The following is a 17147-nucleotide window of genomic DNA, read 5'->3' on the forward strand; positions in this document are numbered from 1 at the left end:
AGCTTGAGTGGCTAGAATGGAACTGTAAATATATGAAATCAAAGTAATAGGAATACAATCCAGTTCACTATGTGAGCATTTATGCAACGCTAGTGGGAATACGCGCATTATTTGGAGGCCTACTATACGGTGGCCAATCTGATGATCGGACTCGTCAATCGCTCCGGCTGGGACAGCTTGCTGGCGGAAGACAACCGGATGGAGCGGCTGATGGACGCGAAGAGCCATCCGACCCGGGAGCAGGCGGTCTCCTACTTGCAGGAGACGGCCGAGCGTCTGATCGCCTTCAAACGGGACGTCCAGGAGGAGCGCACCGTACGGATCGTCGACAGGGTGAACCTGCATATCCGCGAGAACATCGGGGGCGACTTGTCGCTAACCGCTCTGGCGGAGCTGGTCTACCTGAATCCCGCATACTTGTCCGTACTGTACAAGCAGACGACGGGGCAAAATCTGTCGGATTACATCGCGGGCGTACGTCTGGAAAAAGCGAAGGAGCTGCTGCAGCATTCGCCCCTCAAGATCCACGAGCTGGCGGCGGCCGTCGGCTTCGATAACGCCGGCTATTTTACCCGGTTCTTCCGCAAGCGGACCGGTCTTGGACCGCTCGAGTATCGCGAGCAGGCGGGGCGCTGAACGATCGGCGTCCCTTCCGCGGAAATCTCCAAACAAAAGAGAACGAATCTATAAGTTGTTCCATATCGTGGCCTGTCGCTCCGTCCTATACTGGATTCAAGCAATCAACAACCGTTAACGAGGAGGAGTAGTATGAAGCTGTGGAAAAGCAGATCGGGGGTCGCGGCATGGCTGGTTGCGTCATTGGTTTTTGTAAGCGCTTGCTCTGGGTCGGGCGGCGGAGGGAAGGCAAGCGGAGGAGCGGAATCGCCGCCGGCGTCCAGCGCAGGCAGCGCAAGCCAGGAGAAGCAAAGCCAGGAAGCGGCACCGGCCGATCCTCTGGGCAAATACGATCCGCCGATCGAGATCACGACGGTGCGAATCGTCAACGATACGTATAAATACGCCGAAGGGGACACGATCGACAACAACGTCTGGACCCGGTCGATCCAGGAGAAGCTGGGCATCACCGTGAAAAACAACTGGGTCGTCAGCGGCGACGCGCCGGGCGGCCAAGGCGAGCAAAAGATGAACGTCTCGATCGCGTCCGGGGACTTGCCCGACTTCATCCCGGTCAATTCGCGGCAGCTCAAGCAGCTCGTCGAAGCCGACTTGCTGATGGACCTGACGGACGTCTATGAGCAGTACGCCTCCCCGTTCACGAAGGAAATCATGAACCAGGACGGGCCCAACGCGCTCGCTTCGGCGACGTTCGACGGCAAGCTGATGGCGATTCCGAATACCGGCTCTTCGATGGACGGCACGTTCATGATCTGGGTGCGCAGCGACTGGCTGCAGAAGCTGAACCTGCCCGAGCCGAAAACGATGGACGACGTGTTCGCAATCTCCGAGGCGTTCACGACGCGGGATCCGGACGGCAACGGCAAGCCGGATACGATCGGCATTTCGCTGAACAAGGACCTGTACGGCGGGTACGCGGGGCTGGAAGGCTTCATGAACGGGTTCCATGCGTATCCTCGCCAATGGATCAAGGACGAGTCGGGCCAGCTCGTATTCGGCAGCATTCAGCCGGAGATGAAGCAGGCGCTGGCCAAGCTGCAGGAGATGTACAAGAAGGGCGAGATCGACCGCGAATTCGGCGTCAAGGATCAAGGCAAGGCCGCGGAATTCGCGGCAGCGGGACGCGTCGGAATGCACTTCGGACAGATGTGGAATCCTCTCTGGCCGCTCGTGGACAACAAGAAAAACGACGGCAGCGCCCAGTGGCAGTCGTATCCGCTCGTATCCGTGGACGACAAGACGGCGCAGCCGCGGGTCAACCTGGCGGTCGGCACCTATTACGCGGTGCTGAAGAAAGCGAACAATCCGGAAGCGCTGCTCAAAATCATCAATCTGTTCGTCGAAACCGGGTGGGGCGAATCGACGACCCCGGACAATTACGCGGAGCACTTCACGAAGGACGGCGTCGAGCGGCATAAGTACATTCCGTTCCAGGCTTGGCCGGCGCGCAAAAATCTCGACATCCACCTGCACTTGCTCGAAGCGGCCAATACCGGGGACAAGAGCAAGCTGAATCCGGAGGAGCAGGACAACGAGCGGCAGATCAGCGAGTATTTGTCCGGCAAGGAAGGCGCCGAGCTGGGCTGGGCGTACGAGCGCGTATTCGGCAAGGACGGCTCGTTCAAGGTCGTCGACAAGTACGTGTCGGACAATCTCATTCTGCCCAACGAGTTCTACGGCGCTCCCACGCCGACGATGGTCGAGAAGGATGCGACGCTGCAGAAAATGGAGCTTGAAGTGTTCTCGAAGATCATTATGGGAGACCCGATCGACAACTTCGACAAGTTCGTCAGCGACTGGAAAAAGCTTGGCGGCGACGCGATCACGGCGGAAGTGAACGAATGGCATGCGTCCAAGTAGCAAGCGGGTGCAGGAGAGGGAAGCGGGATGCCGCTTCCCTCTCCCGGACCGGACACGATAACGAAGGCAGGTGGAGGCAGCGATGCTGCGCAACTTAAAGTCGCCCTATTGGCCGCTGCATCTGATGCTGCTGCCGGGCTTGATTCTGGTGCTGATCTACAGCTACGGGCCGATGGTCGGAATCGTCATCGCGTTCCAGAAGTTCATGCCGGCCAAGGGGGGATTGTTCGCCTCCGATTGGACGGGGCTCGCTAATTTCCGTTATGTGCTCGACATGCCCGACTCGATGCGGGTGCTGAACAACACGATCATCATCGCGCTGTTCAAAATCGTCGTCGGCCTGATCATACCGATTACCGTCTCGCTGCTTCTGAACGAAGTGCGCAAGGAGCTGTTCAAGCGAGGCGTCCAGACGCTGATCTATTTGCCCCATTTCCTGTCGTGGATCATTCTCGGCGGCATTCTGATCGACATCCTGTCGCCTTCCAGCGGCATCGTTAATCAGTTTCTAGGCCTGTTCGGCGTAAAATCGATTTATTTCCTCGGCGACAATTCCTGGTTTCGGCCGGTTCTCGTCCTATCGGACGTATGGAAGGAGTTCGGCTTTAATACGATCGTCTACCTGGCCGCCTTGACGGGCATCAATCCTTCGCTGTACGAAGCGGCCATCGTGGACGGGGCGGGGCGCTGGAAGCAGACGCTGAACGTGACGCTGCCCGGCATGATGCCGATCATCGTGCTGACGATGACGCTGGCGCTCGGCAACGTCCTTAACGCGGGGTTCGACCAAGTGTTCAACCTGTACAGTCCGCAAGTGTACGAAACCGGAGACATCATCGACACGTTCGTCTACCGGATCGGACTCGTCGACGCGCAGTACGGCGTGGCGACGGCGGTCGGCCTGTTCAAGTCCGTCGTATCGTTCACGTTCATCTCCGTATCGTATTATTTGGCCTACCGCTTCGCGAATTACCGGATTTTCTGAGAGGAGGGGCAAGATGGTCGAACATTACACCCTGGGAAGAAAAATATTCGTCGGCGCGAACTATACGGTGTTGGCCGTGCTTTCCCTGCTCTGTCTGGTGCCGCTGGTTCACGTGCTGGCCGTCTCGTTCAGCTCCAGCCAAGCGGCTACCGCCGGTCTCGTGAAGCTGTGGCCCGTCGACTTTACGATCAGCTCGTACAAGTTCGTGCTCGCCAAGCCCGCCTTCCTGACCTCGATCGGCGTGACGCTGACGCGGGTCGCGATCGGACTGACGATCAATATGGCGCTGACCGTTCTCGTCGCATATCCGCTGTCCAAGGAAGTCGGCAAGTTTCCTTACCGGACGCTGTACGTATGGATTTTCGTCGTGACGATGCTGTTCTACGGCGGGCTCATCCCGCAATACATGATCGTCAAGTATACGGGCATCATGGATTCGATCTGGGCGCTCGTGCTGCCGGGCGCGGTTCCCGTGTTCAACGTCGTGCTGCTGCTGAACTTTTTCCGGGGCTTGCCCAAGGAACTGGAGGAGGCCGCATTCATCGACGGGGCCGGTCATTGGACGACGCTATGGCGCATTATGGTGCCGTTGTCCGCTCCGGCTCTCGCCACGCTGACGCTGTTCGCGACGGTCGGCCACTGGAACGCCTGGTTCGACGGCCTCATCTTCATGAACTCGCCGGACCATTATCCGCTCCAGAGCTACCTGCAGACGGTCGTCATCAACCGCGACCTCAGCCTCGTCTCGTCCGCAGACATGAAGTCGCTCGCCGAAGTGAGCGATCGAACGGCGAAGGCGGCGCAGATTTTCCTCGGCGCGCTGCCGATTCTGCTCGTCTATCCGTTCCTGCAGCGCTTCTTCATGAAGGGTATCGTGCTCGGCAGCGTGAAGGGGTGACTTGAGTTCGCAAGTCGGGTAAGGCCGGTTGAGGTTGGGCAAGGCCCGGCAACGACCGGCAATATCCATGATCTGGAACAGGAGAGAAGCTGTCCCGTCGGCGGGATGGCTTCTTTGGCGTTGATCCGTTCATCCATAGTACGATTTTCAACCCTTTTAAGAAATTTAGCACATTGTCCGCCCCGGAGACCGTCGTGTAGAGTTAACATCAAAGGCTTATTTTGCGGCATTGCGTTACGGCCGGGCCTGACCGTTAGCGAAGGGGGCGAGCAGCCATGTACAAAATCATGCTGGTGGACGACGAAGCCGAAGTCAGGGAAGCGATTCGCGAGAGCATCGACTGGCCGCGCCATGGCTACGAATTCGCCGGAAGCTGCGCGAACGGCGCGGAGGCGCTGGGCGCCATACTGGATATTCGACCCGATCTCGTCCTGTCGGATATTTGCATGCCGCTGATGGACGGCATCGAGATGACGAAGCACGTCTCGCGCGCGGCTCCCGATACGAAGGTCGTCATTCTGACCGGCCACGACGAATTCGATTACGCCCAGCAGGCGCTGCGGCTGAAGGTGCACGACTTCGTCGTTAAGCCGATTACGCCGCGAGAGCTGCGGGCTTTGCTCGATCGGATCAAGCTGGAGCTGGACCGGGAGGCGGAGGAGCGCGAGAGTATGGCGCGGCTGCGGGAGCAGCTTCAGGAAAGCTTGCCGCTGCTCAAGGAGCGCTTCCTCGAATGCCTCGTGCAAGGCTCGATCGGCGAAGAGGAGGCGGAGCGCAAATTCGCCTACTTCGGTCTGGCCAAGCCGGTTCCGCCGCTCGTCGCGATTTCCGTCGATATCGACCAACTGGACGACCATTCCCGTGAGCGTTGGGAGAACAATCCCGAGCTTCAGCGCTACGCGGCCTATAAGATAGCCCTTGAGGCGACCGAGCACCGCAGCGCGCTCGTGTTCCGGACGAAGGAGGAACGGGTCGTCGCGCTTCTGTCCGGCATCGCCGAGGACAGCGACGACGACATCGTCCAGCTCTCGGAGACGATCCGCCGCAGCGTGGAGAAATATATGAAGTTTACGGTGACGGTCGGAGTCGGCACGCGCTGCGCGTCGCTCGGCGAGCTGCCCTGCTCGTACGAAGCGTCGTTGTCCGCTCTGGATTACCGCTTCCTGCTCGGCAACAACCGGGTTATTCGCCTGCAGGATCTGGAACGGCCGGCGTCGTTCTCCTGTCCGCCCGATTACGAATGGAACCGCAAGTTCGCCAGCGCGCTGAAGACGGGAACGCATCGGGAGACGCACCAGCTGATCGAACAGTTTATCGGCCAGCTCAAGTCGTCGTCGCTGCCGCTCGAGGTGTGCTACGTGCGTACCCAGTCGATGATGATCGACACCGTCAATTCGATTCGCGAGCTGCTCGGAGACGGCGGAGATTGGCTGCGCCAGCTCGGGGCCGCGCTCCAGAACATCGACGGGTTCCATCGGCTGGAGGACGTCGAAGCGTGGCTGAAGAATATATCGGGCGAAGCGATTCGGCTGATCGCTGAGCGCCGCAGCGATCTGTCGCAGCTCCAGGTGCGCAGCGCGATCGAATATATCGAGCAGCGCTATCAGGAAGAGAGCTTGTCGCTGATGGACATCTGCAATCACGTGCATATGAGCAAGAGCTATTTCAGCACGCTGTTTAAGCAGCACACGGGACAGACGATGATGGAGTACGTCACGCGCATCCGCCTGGAGACGGCGAAGACGCTGCTGCAGGCCGATCCGCCGATCAAGACGTACGATATCGCGGCGAGCGTCGGATACGGCGACCCGCAATATTTCAGCGTGCTGTTCAAGAAGCATGTCGGCGTCACTCCGACCGAATTCCGCGACGCCGCGACGAAGGAGCCGAAGGCATGATCAAGGGCTGGACCGCCGACGCCTTCAAATTCAGAAGCATCCAGATCAGTCTCTCCGTCGCTTTCCTGTGCCTGATTTTATTTTCCATTCTGGTCACGAGCCTGATTTCCTACCGTCTGTCCGCGCAATCGGTCGAACGGAACTCGGAGCATTACATCTCCGAAATCGTCCAGCAAGTCAATCTCAATCTTCAATCTTACATTAATAATATGGAGAACATCGGCATTCTCGCGCTGACGAACAAAGACTTGAAATACTACATCGAGAGCACGAGCTTCCTGCTGGAGGAGGACGTCAGGCCGTACGAGAAAAAAATATCCGACCTGTTCCAGTCCATCCTCGTTACCCGCAAGGACATCGCGTCGATCATGGTATTCGGCTACAACGGCCGCATCGTCTCCGACCGGCGTATCACGAGCCTGAATCCCAACAGCCGGATTGAGGAGCAGCCGTGGTACAAGAACGCGAAGAAGGAAGGCGGCAGATCGGTCATCTCGTCTCCCCACGTGCAGAACATCATCCAGAACGAATACCGCTGGGTCGTCTCGCTCAGCCGCGAGCTGAAGAGCGCGGACGGCATTACGGGGGAGGGCATTTTTCTCGTCGACTTGAACCTGAGCGTGATCAAGGAAATTTGCAGTCAGATCAATCTGGGCAAAAGGGGGTACGTGTTCATCCTCGACTCCGAGGGCAGCATCGTCCACCATCCGCAGCAGAAGCTGATCGCCAGCAACCTGAAGAGCGAGCTCATCGACGAGGTGATGACGACCGGAACGGGCAGCTTCACGGCCGGAGCGGGCGGGGGTAAACGAATTTACACGATTCAGGAAACCCACTTCGGGTGGAAAATCGTCGGCGTCGCCTACGCGAACGAGCTGATCGTCAACCAGCAGCAGATCCGGATGTCGTATTTGCTGTGGACCGTGCTCGCCCTCGTTATCGCGCTTATTCTGTCCTTCTACTTGTCCCGTCGTCTGTCCAGTCCGATCAAGCGGCTGCAGCTTCAGATGAAGAAGGTGGAGAAAGGGGATTTCGACGTCCGCACGGAGGCGCTGCCGGAGAACGAGATCGGTCAGCTTGGCCGAACGTTTAACGTGATGGTCGGCCGAATCAAGGAACTGATGGAGCAGATCATCCAGAACGAGCACTTCAAGCGGAAAAGCGAACTAAAGGTGCTTCAGTCGCAGATCAATCCCCATTTTCTGTACAATACGCTCGACTCGATCATCTGGATGGCGGAACGCCGCAAGCATGAAGAAGTGGTGGAGATGACTTCTTCGCTGGCCAAGCTGTTCCGGGCCATCATCAACCGCAACGACGAGACGGTGCCGGTGCGCGTCGAGCTGGAGCATATTACGCACTACTTGTCGATCCAGAAGATGAGATACAAGGACAAGCTCGATTTTCGGATCGAGGCGGACCCGGCGATGATGGACTATAAGCTGCCGAAAATCATTTTGCAGCCGATCGTCGAGAACGCGATCTATCACGGCATCAAGAACAAGCCCGGACTTGGCATGATCCGCATCTCCGGCAGCGTTCACGAGCAGCATCTCGAATTCGTGATCGCGGACAACGGCATCGGCATGGAGCCGGAGCGTCTGGAGCATATTTTGAAGCCGTCAGAAGGGCCGACGGCGAGCATCGGCATCAGCAACGTCAACGAGCGAATCAGGCTGTTCGGCGGCGAATACGGCATCCGCATCAAGAGCGCGCCGGGGGACGGCACCGAGGTGACGGTCTTGCTGCCCAAGCTGACGTAGAGGGAGGGGAAGCGTCATGAGTTCGGGAAAAAGATCGTTAACGGCGCTGCTTCTGCTCGCGCTGACGGCTCTGCTCGTCGTCTACGGCGTGGACACGCTGCGGCTGGCGGGCGATCGGGACAAAAAAATCGCCGTCGTGCTGAAGACGACGGATATCCGCTCCGAATACTGGCGCACGGTGCGCGAGGGGATGGAGCTGGCCGCGAAGGAGCTCGACGTCGATATCGAGATTACGGGGCCGCTGTCCGATACGGACGCGGACGGTCAAATCCGGATGATCGGGGAAGCGTTGGCGAAGAAGCCCGACGCCTTCGTGCTCGGCGCGACCGATCCGCTCAGGCTCGAAGACGCGGTGCGCGACGTGAAGCGTTCGGGAGCGAAGCTGATTCTGATCGACGCGGACGTGCCGGGCGGCCAGCCGGCGAGCCTGGTCGCGACCGATCATGCGGAAGCGGGCCGCATCGCGGGGAAGAGCATGGTTTCGCCGCTGGAGAAGGCGACGTTCCAGGTCGCCGTGCTGGGCGACCGCACCCGAACGCCTGCCCAGCATGAGCGGCTGAGAGGGCTGGAGGAGGCGTTCGCGGAGACGCCGGTCGTCGATTATGTCGGCATGCACGAATTCGGGGGGCAGGAGGACGATGCTTACGTGAGGACGGGAATGCTGCTCGACCAATTCCCCGATCTGCGGGGCATCGTCGGCTTGAACGAACAGGCGACGGTTGGAGCGGCCAAGGCGATCAAGGAGCGCGGACTCTCGGGCCGCGTCAAGCTGGTCAGCTTCGACAGCTCGATCTACGAGATCAAGCTGCTGGAGGAAGGGACGCTGCAGGCGACGGTCGTCCAGAAGCCGTTCAATATGGGTTATCTGGCGATCGAGTCGGCCGCCCGGGCGCTGCGGGGCGTTAAGCTCGATCCGCGGCTGAACATCGAAGCGCACGTCATTACGAAGGATAATTTGTATACGCAGGGCAACCAGGAGCTGCTCTTTCCGTTAGTGGATTAAGTCAATCGAGAGGGGGCCAGGTCGACCGGATGAACAAATCGTCGATAGCGACAATCGGACTGGCGCTGCTGCTCATATCGCTGGCAACGGTGCTGATCGTCCGATACGCGGGCATGGGAAGCGCACCGCCGGCCGCGCCGAAAATCGAGAAGAAGTCGCTCATTAAATTCGTCGTCGCCGACTACAGCAGCGCGACCAAGCCGTATTTCGAAAATCTGGTGAACGAGTTCGAATCCGAGTACCCGCACATCGACATCGAGCTGCAGGTGATCAACTGGGACATTATCGACAGCGTCTACAAGACGATGATCAGCCGGGATCAGCCTCCCGATCTGCTGCTGTCGAACCTGTACGCGCATTTCGTCCAGGACGGGCTGCTCAACCGCATGGACGAGCTGCTGTCTCCCGCGTTGGAGGAGAAGCTGTATCCTTTTCTGGCGGACCCGCACCGAGTGGGCGGCGTGCAGTATTCGATTCCGTACGTATCCACCGTCAGGGAACTGTATTACAACAAGGACTTGTTCGAGGAAGCCGGTCTGACAGAGCCTCCGGGCACTTGGCCGGAGCTGGAGCAGGCGGCGCGGCAGATCAAGGACAAGCTGCGCGTCGAAGGCTTCGGCGTCGACTTGACCGACAACGAGATCTGGGCTTATTTGACGTATTTCTTCATCGGGGCGGGCGGAGGCTGGATGCAGGACGGCAAGTGGGCGATCAATTCCGAGGCCAACGTCGAAGGGCTGTCGTTCCTGAAGCAGCTGTACGAGCAAGGCTTGACGGACGCCGAGCCGACAGTGACGACGAGGGACGAGAAGCAGCGCATTCTCGGCAACGGGAAGCTGGGGATGATGATCTCCGGCAACTATTTCGAAGCGGTCGTGCCGTACGAGTACAGAGGCTTGAGATGGGGCAAAGGGCCGATTCCCGTCCGCGAAGGCGCCGCGCCGTTCGTGTTCGGCGTGCAGGACGTGCTGATCTCGTTCAAGACGGATCATACCGATCGCGAGGCGCTGTCCCTGTTTCTCGATTTTCTCTATGACGACGATCGGTACGAGGAACTGATCTTGCGCGAAGGCTTCTTGCCGGTTACCCGGACGGTCGGGGACAATCTCAGTCTGAACAACCCGGCGATGACGCAAAATCTGGAGGCCCTGCAACGGGCGCGCTTCTACCCGATTCACGAGCCTGCATGGTCCACCGTGCTGGATGCGACGAGAAACATGGGGCAGGCCGTGCTGTCCGGTCCGATGAGCCCGCGCCAGGCGCTGGACCGGCTGCAGGAAATCGCGCTCAGCCGCAAGCCGTAACGCAGTACTTTTTTCTACGCGTTGCAGGACGATATTCGATTCGGATCCTCCTGGATAACGATTATGATGAACTTGCAAGCCATCATACATCGATATCAAGGAGGTCTTTTTTCGTGTCGAGATTGTTTAGAAAAACGATGACGTGGGGTTCCGTTCTGCTGATGCTTACCCTTGTCCTGTCCGCATGCGGAGGCAGCAAGGAGAAAGGAAGCGAATCCTCGCCGGCGGCGAGCCCGAAGGCGTCCGAAAGCGCGAAGCCCTCTGAAAGCGCTTCAGCCCCGGAGGACGTCAAGCTGACCGGAGATTTCGAAATCCAGTACTTCGTCGGCGGTTACGGCGACGCCTGGTGGAAGGAAGTCATCGGGGAATTCCAGCAGCTTCACCCGGATCTGAAAATCAAGGAATCGGCCGGACCGAAAATCAACGACCAGATGAAGCCGCGCTGGATTCAGGGCAGCCCTCCGGACTTCGTCTACATCGACGGCGCCGGCTCCAACACGAGACAGATGGTGACCGACGATCAACTGCTCGACATTACGGACTGGTTCAAGACGGCGCAAAACTCCGACGGCAAGCTGCTCAGCGACATGCTGATCGCGCAGCCGGAAGAGTATCAGGCCGGCAAGGTTCATGCAGTTCCGCTCGTATTCGGCTCGTGGGGCACGTTCTACGACAAAGCGCTCTTTAAGGACAAAGGCTGGGAAGCGCCGAAGGATTTCGAAAGCTTCCTGGCGCTCGGAGACAAGATCAAGGCGGACGGCCAGATGAGCGTCTACATCCATACCGGCGTCTATCCGTACTACATCAACGGCGGCTTGCTCGATCCGGCGATCGTCGCGATGAACGGCTACGACACTTCCATCGTGAAGAAAATCAATTCGCTCGAAGCGGGCGTATGGAGCAGCGAGCCGGTCAAGAAGGCGCTGGACAAAATCGTGCAAATGCGCGACAAAGGCTTCTTCGACAAAGGCTCGCCGGCGCTTAACCATACCGATTCCCAGTCGCAATGGCTGCAGCATAAAGCGGCATTCATCCCGAACGGGCTGTGGGTGGAGAGCGAAATGGCGAACGACACCCCTGCCGGCTTCGACTTCGGCTTCCTGCCTTCGATTACGCAGGACAACGGCGGCAAGTACGTAGCCAACCCTTACGTCGCTACGGTGGCGATCGCCAAGAAGGCGAAAAATCCGGACGCGGCCAAGGCGTTCCTGCAATTCCTGTACACCGAAGCGCACGGCAAGTCGTGGGCGGAGCTGTCCAAGGCGCCGTCGAACATCAAGGCGGATCTGGAAGCGACGAATGCGCCTGCGCTCACGAAGGAAGCTTCGAGATTTTATAACTCGGACAGCACGGTCGTCTCGCCGGAGGTCGTCATTCCGGAAGAGCTCGTCACGGAGCGCAACAACGCGACGCTGGCGCTGACGAAGGGCGATATTACGCCGGAAGAGTGGATCGACCGGATGGAGAAAGCGACGGAGAAGATCCGTTCCAAGGAAAATAAATAGGAAACCGGTTCGCGGAAACGATAATCGGGGCGGCTTCGCCCCGGCTATCGTTCCGCCGGTCATCAACGGAGGTCCCTATGAACAACGCCAAACGTGCCGGTTCCGCGAGAATGAAGCGCAATGTGTTCATTCTGTCGTTTATTTTGCCGACGCTGCTGCTGTATCTCGTCTTCGGCATCTATCCGCTGTTTAAGGGCATCTATCTCAGTCTGTTCGACTGGTCCGGAGGCTCCGAGACATACAATTTTATCGGACTGGACAACTTCAAGGAAATGATGAACGACGACGTCATCCCGAAGACGATCCGCAACGACTACATTCTCGTGTTCGGCAAAATTATCGGCTTTATGCTGATTTCCGTCTTTTTCGCCGTGGCGCTGACCCGCTTCAATATTAAGGGCTCGGGCTTCTACCGGACGATCTTCTTCATTCCGAACGTGCTGTCCGTCGTTGTCGTCGGCGTGCTGTGGCGTTATGTGTACAATCCGAACGTCGGCTTCCTGAATTCGGCGATTTCCGCGATTACGGGGAAGACGTACGACTTCGCCTGGCTGGGAGACAAATGGTCGATCTTCGCGCTGCTGCCGCCTTCGATCTGGGCCGGCGTCGGCTTCACGATCATTCTGATGATCGCCGGCATTCTCGCGATTCCGTCGTCCCTGTACGAAGCGGCCGAGATCGACGGCGCCTCGCAATGGCGGCAGTTCCGGCTCATTACGCTTCCGCTGTCCTGGGAGCAGATCAAGACGTCCGTGCTCTGGATCGTCATGACGACGCTGAGCGGCTCGTTCGTCATCGTCACGATCATGACATTCGAAGGCGGAGTCGACAACGCTACGCAAGTGATGGGCTCGTACTTGTACATGAATGCGTTCAAATTCGGCAAGTTCAGCTACGGTTCGGCGATCGGCGTCCTGATTCTCATTCTGTCGTTCATCACGACCGTCGCGCTGCAGAAGCTCATGAACCGGGAAAACATAGAACTGACATAGAGGGGTTATGCCGATGAAGAGGCGAACGAAATTCAGCGGGTCCCGCTGGCTGATGCAGAGCAGCCTGTTCCTCTGGGCGCTGGGCGTATTGTATCCGGTCGTCTGGACGGTTCTGAGCGCGCTGAAGGACAATCCGCAATTTCTGCTCGGCCGGCCGTGGAACCTGCCCGACCTGCCGCTGATCTGGTCCAACTTCTCCTACGTATGGGAGAAATACAGCTTCGGACATTATTTCGTCAACTCGCTGATCATTACGATCGTAAGCACGCTGCTGGGCGCCTTGTTGTCCGCTACGACCGCTTACGTGATCGCCAGGTACGCCTTCCGGGGAAGCGGCCTGCTGTACTACTCGTATCTTTCTTATATGATGATTCCGGCATTCCTCGGGATGATCCCGCTGTTTTTCCTGATGGACGATCTGTACCTGACCAACCGGGCGCTGGGCCTCATTATCATCTACACGGTGACGGCCGTTCCGTTCGCGGTGTTCGTGCTGGTCGGATTCTTCAAGCAGCTGCCGAAGGAGCTGGAGGAATCGGCTGCCATCGACGGCGCTTCCCATTACGGAACATTCTTCCGGATTATGCTGCCGCTTGTGAAGCCGGGACTGGTCTCGGTCTCGATCATCACCGTCCTGAACATCTGGAATGAATATATATTCGCGCTTGTTCTCGTGAACGACCCTACGAAGTATACGATTCCGGTCGCCATCGCCGTCATGCAGAGCGAGATGCAATACCGGACGGAGTGGGGCCCGCTGTTCGCCGCCCTGCTTGTCTCGATGGGCCCCGTGCTGCTCTTCTATATGATCTTCCAGCGGAAAATTACCGGCGGAATTACGGCTGGTGCGGTTAAGGGGTAGGGTTCAAGAATCATTCAAGGGCATTTTCAAAATGTGGTAAAATAGATGCAGGAAATCCAGCGGGGGAGGATGGCTTGGCGATGAAATGGCAGGAAGTTCGAGAATTGTTTCCGGATCAGTTTGTTTTGCTTCGCATCCTGGATTATACCGAGCGGGAAGATAAAAAAATCGTCACCGAGGTTGCGCCGGTGCGGACAGTTCCGGCTGCCGAAGCGAATAAGGAATTTTTCAGCGCGGAGCCAGGCCATCTTGTTTATCATACCGGCAATGAGGATTGCATCATTCATTTGCGCAATTACAGATTATGATAGATGTTCATACTTTGGAAGATAGGGTATGTCAGAAAAGTAAATACATTGTTTTCAGCAAGAGCGGGGCGGCCCGCTCTTTTTCGTTTCGTCTATAACGCCGCATCGACCTGAGATTTTCAACTTGATAGGTTTCATGATTTTAGGTATAGTTGATATATCATGATACATCAAGGGATGGTTGAATGGACGGACCACTGTACGAGCAAATCTACCACTATCTGCTGGAGAAGATCAAAAGCGGCGAGCTGCCCAGAGGAGGGCGAGTTCCTTCGGAGAAGGAGCTGGCCGATCAGTTCAACGTCAGCCGCATTACGTCGAAGAAGGCGCTCGAAATGCTGTCCGCGGACGGCCTAATCGAGCGCGTGCAGGGCAAGGGCTCCTTCGTCGCCGATACGCTGCCGGAGCCGGAGCAGATCCAGGGGGCGCGGAAGTCGTATCCGCAGAGCTGGAGGCTGGTCGGCCTAATCCTGCCCGACTTCGCCGATTCGTATGGTCTGCGGATGATCCACGGCGTCGAGGAGCGGCTGTCCGAGCTGGGCTGCCGGATGCTGATGAAGATTACGTACGACAAGGGCGAAGAGGAGGAAGAGGCGATTCGCTCGTTCCTTCAGCTTGGCGTCGACGGATTTATCATTTTCCCGGTGCATGGGGAACACTACAATTCGGAGCTGCTGCGCCTCGTACTCGACAAGCATCCGCTCGTGTTCGTCGATCGGTACTTAAAGGGGCTGGCCGCCTGCTCCGTATATACGGACAACCGTCTGGCGGCGTTCGAGCTGACGAAGCATCTGCTTGACCGCGGTCATACGGAGATCGGCTTTATTACGCTGCCCGCAGAAAATACGTCGACGATCGAGGACCGCATCCAAGGCTACACGGACGCGCTGATCCAGCACGGACTGCGGATGAATCCGCAGCATCTGATGACGAATCTGTTCAGCTCCGTGCCTCGTTCGTTCGAGGAACGCAATGTGCAGGTCGACTTCGCCAACGTGAAGAAATTCGTCGAGATGAACCCGGATTTGACCGCGTTCGTCGCCGTCGAATACAATCTGGCGCTCATCTTGCGAGAGGTGCTGCTGTCCATGGGCAAGCGCATTCCCGAGGACTGCAGCATCGTCTGCTTCGATTCCCCGCACAGTCCGTTCAACAAATATTTGTTCACGCACGTCAGCCAGGACGAATTCGCGATGGGACGCCGGGCCGCTGATCTGCTGCAGATGCTGTGGGACATGAAGGAGATTTCCTTCAACAACACCGTTCCGTTCTCCATTGTTCAGGGGGATTCCACGAAAGCGTAATCCGGCACGCATTCTTGTTCCATACCGTACCTTTAAAGCCGAATAGTCCGTTGTCGAGAGAAGGGACTGTCCCCTAAGTAAAAAGAGACGTACCAAACAATTATCGATAGGTGAATGGTAATGGGCATCTATCTCCTTCCGCTGCTATACGATCCTGAAATGGGAACGGTAAACCCGTTAAGCGGTAATTTCAGGACCGTATGAGGCAGTCTCCAGGAGATAGATGTCCTCTTTTTTTCATCGATAATTTTGTATGTCCCTACTTATGGGTCAGCCCCTCTCTTATTCGTTTTCCCATTTTGTCGTCGAACGGCGAATCAGATTAGAAAATCATTATGTTGATATATAAATTATCTACAAATTTTATGTTGACATATTATCTTATTCGAATTAATATACTATGTGTAAGCGCTTAATAACTTGATAAGGGGCTGTCGAAAATGAAAAAGTGGATAGGCATCCTATTGACCTGCGCCATGGTGCTTGCGGTACTGGCCGGGTGCAGCGGCAACAACGGCGGCAATGGAGGAGGCGGGGCGGCTTCGCCGTCGAGCGGCGACCAATCGAACTCCGGCGGAGGCGGAGTCGTCGAGCTTACGTTCTGGGGCGATTGGGGCGGCGAAGGGCAGAAGCAGTTCGAGACGATGGTCGACGCGTTCAACAAGTCGCAGGACAAAATCCGCGTGAAATACGTGCTGCAGCAGGATATGATCACGAAGTTCCTGACGGCGGCTACGTCCGGCGGCTCGCCGGATGTCATGTTCTGGGACCGCTGGCGGACGAACCTGTACGCGCCGAAGAACGTGCTGCACCCGATCGACGACTACATGGCCAGAGACGGAATCTCCACGGCCGACTATTACGACGAAGCGCTCAAAGAGCTTTCCCATGACGGCAAGCTGTACGGTCTTCCGCTGACGGTCGACGCGCGGGCGCTGTTCTACAACAAGAAAATGTTCGCGGACGCCGGTCTGCAGCCTCCGACCAATTGGGAAGAGCTCGCCACCGCCGCGAAAGCGCTGACAAAATGGAACGGCGACAAGCTGGAAGTAGCCGGCTTCTCGCTCGGCGACGCCGGATTGTTCAACATGTATAACCAACAAGCGGGCGGGCAAATGCTGAACGCGAGCAATGACGCCACCGATTTCAACAACGATAAAGGACTGTCCGTCCTGAATCTCTGGGATCGGCTGCTGAACCAGGACAAAGTGTACAAAATCGGCTTCGAGCAAGGCTTGGGCGAAGGCACCGACGCATTCGTCACCGGCAAGCTGGCGATGAACTATACGGGTCCGTGGATGTTAAGCACTTATAAGAAATATGGTCAAGATCTCGATTTCGGCATCGTTCCACCTCCTGCGGGTCCGAACGGCGACAAGGGAAGCGTCATGGGCGGCTTCGGTCTCGTCATCGGCGAAGGCTCCAAGCATAAGGAAGAGGCGTGGGAATTCGTCAAGTGGTGGCTCGCTAACAAGGACAACGTACTGCTGTGGGCCAAGACGAGCTTGAACATCCCGGGATACAAGCCGGCGCTCGACGATCCGTTCTTCAAGGACGATCCTTCGTGGCAGCCGTTCCTGGATACGCTCGAGTTCGCGAAAATCCGGCCGCAGCATCCGGGCTACTCGATCATGGAGGGCGACGGTCTCGTGCCGAACCTGCAGCTGTTCCTGGAAGGCAAGCAGGATGCGGCGACGACGCTCAAGAAGGCGCAGGAGCAGGGAGACCGGCTGCTGAAGGACAACGCGGACGTGAAGTAGGCGAAACACGCAGCCGCTAAGAGGGAGAGGGAGGTTCGCCCCCCTCTTCTCTATAGAGAGACGACATAG

At 57.5% G+C, this 17147-nt stretch carries 14 protein-coding genes; all 14 read left to right on the forward strand.

Going from position 1 to position 17147, the window contains the following annotated elements; translation table 11 throughout:
• Positions 1 to 129 precede the first annotated feature (129 nt).
• The 14 genes from B0G52_RS31120 (at position 130) to B0G52_RS31185 (ending at position 17078) form a co-directional block, all read left to right on the forward strand.
• A complete protein-coding gene (locus B0G52_RS31120; protein WP_094050332.1) occupies positions 130 to 636 on the forward strand; it encodes a helix-turn-helix transcriptional regulator in 507 nt (168 codons plus the stop codon).
• Positions 637 to 768: 132 nt separating this feature from the next.
• Positions 769 to 2496, forward strand: coding sequence for an extracellular solute-binding protein (locus B0G52_RS31125; protein ID WP_094050333.1), 1728 nt, complete (start codon positions 769 to 771; stop codon positions 2494 to 2496).
• A gap of 82 nt (positions 2497 to 2578) precedes the next feature.
• Complete coding sequence (locus B0G52_RS31130; protein ID WP_094050334.1) at positions 2579 to 3481, forward strand: ABC transporter permease; 903 nt, start codon at positions 2579 to 2581, stop codon at positions 3479 to 3481.
• 13 nt (positions 3482 to 3494) lie between these two features.
• Positions 3495 to 4379, forward strand: coding sequence for a carbohydrate ABC transporter permease (locus B0G52_RS31135; RefSeq protein WP_094050335.1), 885 nt, complete (start codon positions 3495 to 3497; stop codon positions 4377 to 4379).
• A gap of 275 nt (positions 4380 to 4654) precedes the next feature.
• The gene (locus B0G52_RS31140) at positions 4655 to 6277 is read left to right on the forward strand and encodes a response regulator (protein ID WP_094050336.1); all 1623 of its coding nucleotides are present in this window, start codon (positions 4655 to 4657) and stop codon (positions 6275 to 6277) included.
• Positions 6274 to 8040, forward strand: a complete 1767-nt coding sequence (locus B0G52_RS31145) for a cache domain-containing sensor histidine kinase (RefSeq protein WP_094050337.1) — start codon at positions 6274 to 6276, stop codon at positions 8038 to 8040. Before B0G52_RS31140 ends, B0G52_RS31145 begins: the two co-directional genes overlap by 4 nt.
• 16 nt (positions 8041 to 8056) lie before the next feature.
• Positions 8057 to 9043: a substrate-binding domain-containing protein gene (locus B0G52_RS31150; RefSeq protein ID WP_094050338.1), complete on the forward strand. Its 987-nt coding sequence runs from the start codon at positions 8057 to 8059 to the stop codon at positions 9041 to 9043.
• A gap of 29 nt (positions 9044 to 9072) precedes the next feature.
• Entirely contained in the window at positions 9073 to 10347 is a 1275-nt protein-coding gene (locus B0G52_RS31155; protein ID WP_094050339.1) for an extracellular solute-binding protein, read from the forward strand.
• Positions 10348 to 10460: 113 nt separating this feature from the next.
• Positions 10461 to 11852: an ABC transporter substrate-binding protein gene (locus B0G52_RS31160; RefSeq protein ID WP_369827175.1), complete on the forward strand. Its 1392-nt coding sequence runs from the start codon at positions 10461 to 10463 to the stop codon at positions 11850 to 11852.
• Between the two features lie 77 nt (positions 11853 to 11929).
• A complete protein-coding gene (locus B0G52_RS31165) occupies positions 11930 to 12844 on the forward strand; it encodes a carbohydrate ABC transporter permease (RefSeq protein ID WP_094050341.1) in 915 nt (304 codons plus the stop codon).
• Between the two features lie 13 nt (positions 12845 to 12857).
• Positions 12858 to 13706 (forward strand): carbohydrate ABC transporter permease, encoded by an 849-nt coding sequence (locus B0G52_RS31170; protein WP_094050342.1) that lies wholly within the window; start codon positions 12858 to 12860, stop codon positions 13704 to 13706.
• An 80-nt stretch (positions 13707 to 13786) separates the two neighbouring features.
• Positions 13787 to 14014: a hypothetical protein gene (locus B0G52_RS31175; RefSeq protein ID WP_094050343.1), complete on the forward strand. Its 228-nt coding sequence runs from the start codon at positions 13787 to 13789 to the stop codon at positions 14012 to 14014.
• Between the two features lie 185 nt (positions 14015 to 14199).
• Complete coding sequence (locus tag B0G52_RS31180) at positions 14200 to 15318, forward strand: GntR family transcriptional regulator (RefSeq protein WP_094050344.1); 1119 nt, start codon at positions 14200 to 14202, stop codon at positions 15316 to 15318.
• Positions 15319 to 15758: 440 nt separating this feature from the next.
• Positions 15759 to 17078 (forward strand): ABC transporter substrate-binding protein, encoded by a 1320-nt coding sequence (locus tag B0G52_RS31185; protein ID WP_094050345.1) that lies wholly within the window; start codon positions 15759 to 15761, stop codon positions 17076 to 17078.
• Positions 17079 to 17147 lie beyond the last annotated feature (69 nt).

Source organism: Cohnella sp. SGD-V74 (genome assembly GCF_003001675.1).
In the GTDB taxonomy this organism is placed as follows: Bacteria; Bacillota; Bacilli; order Paenibacillales; family Paenibacillaceae; genus Cohnella.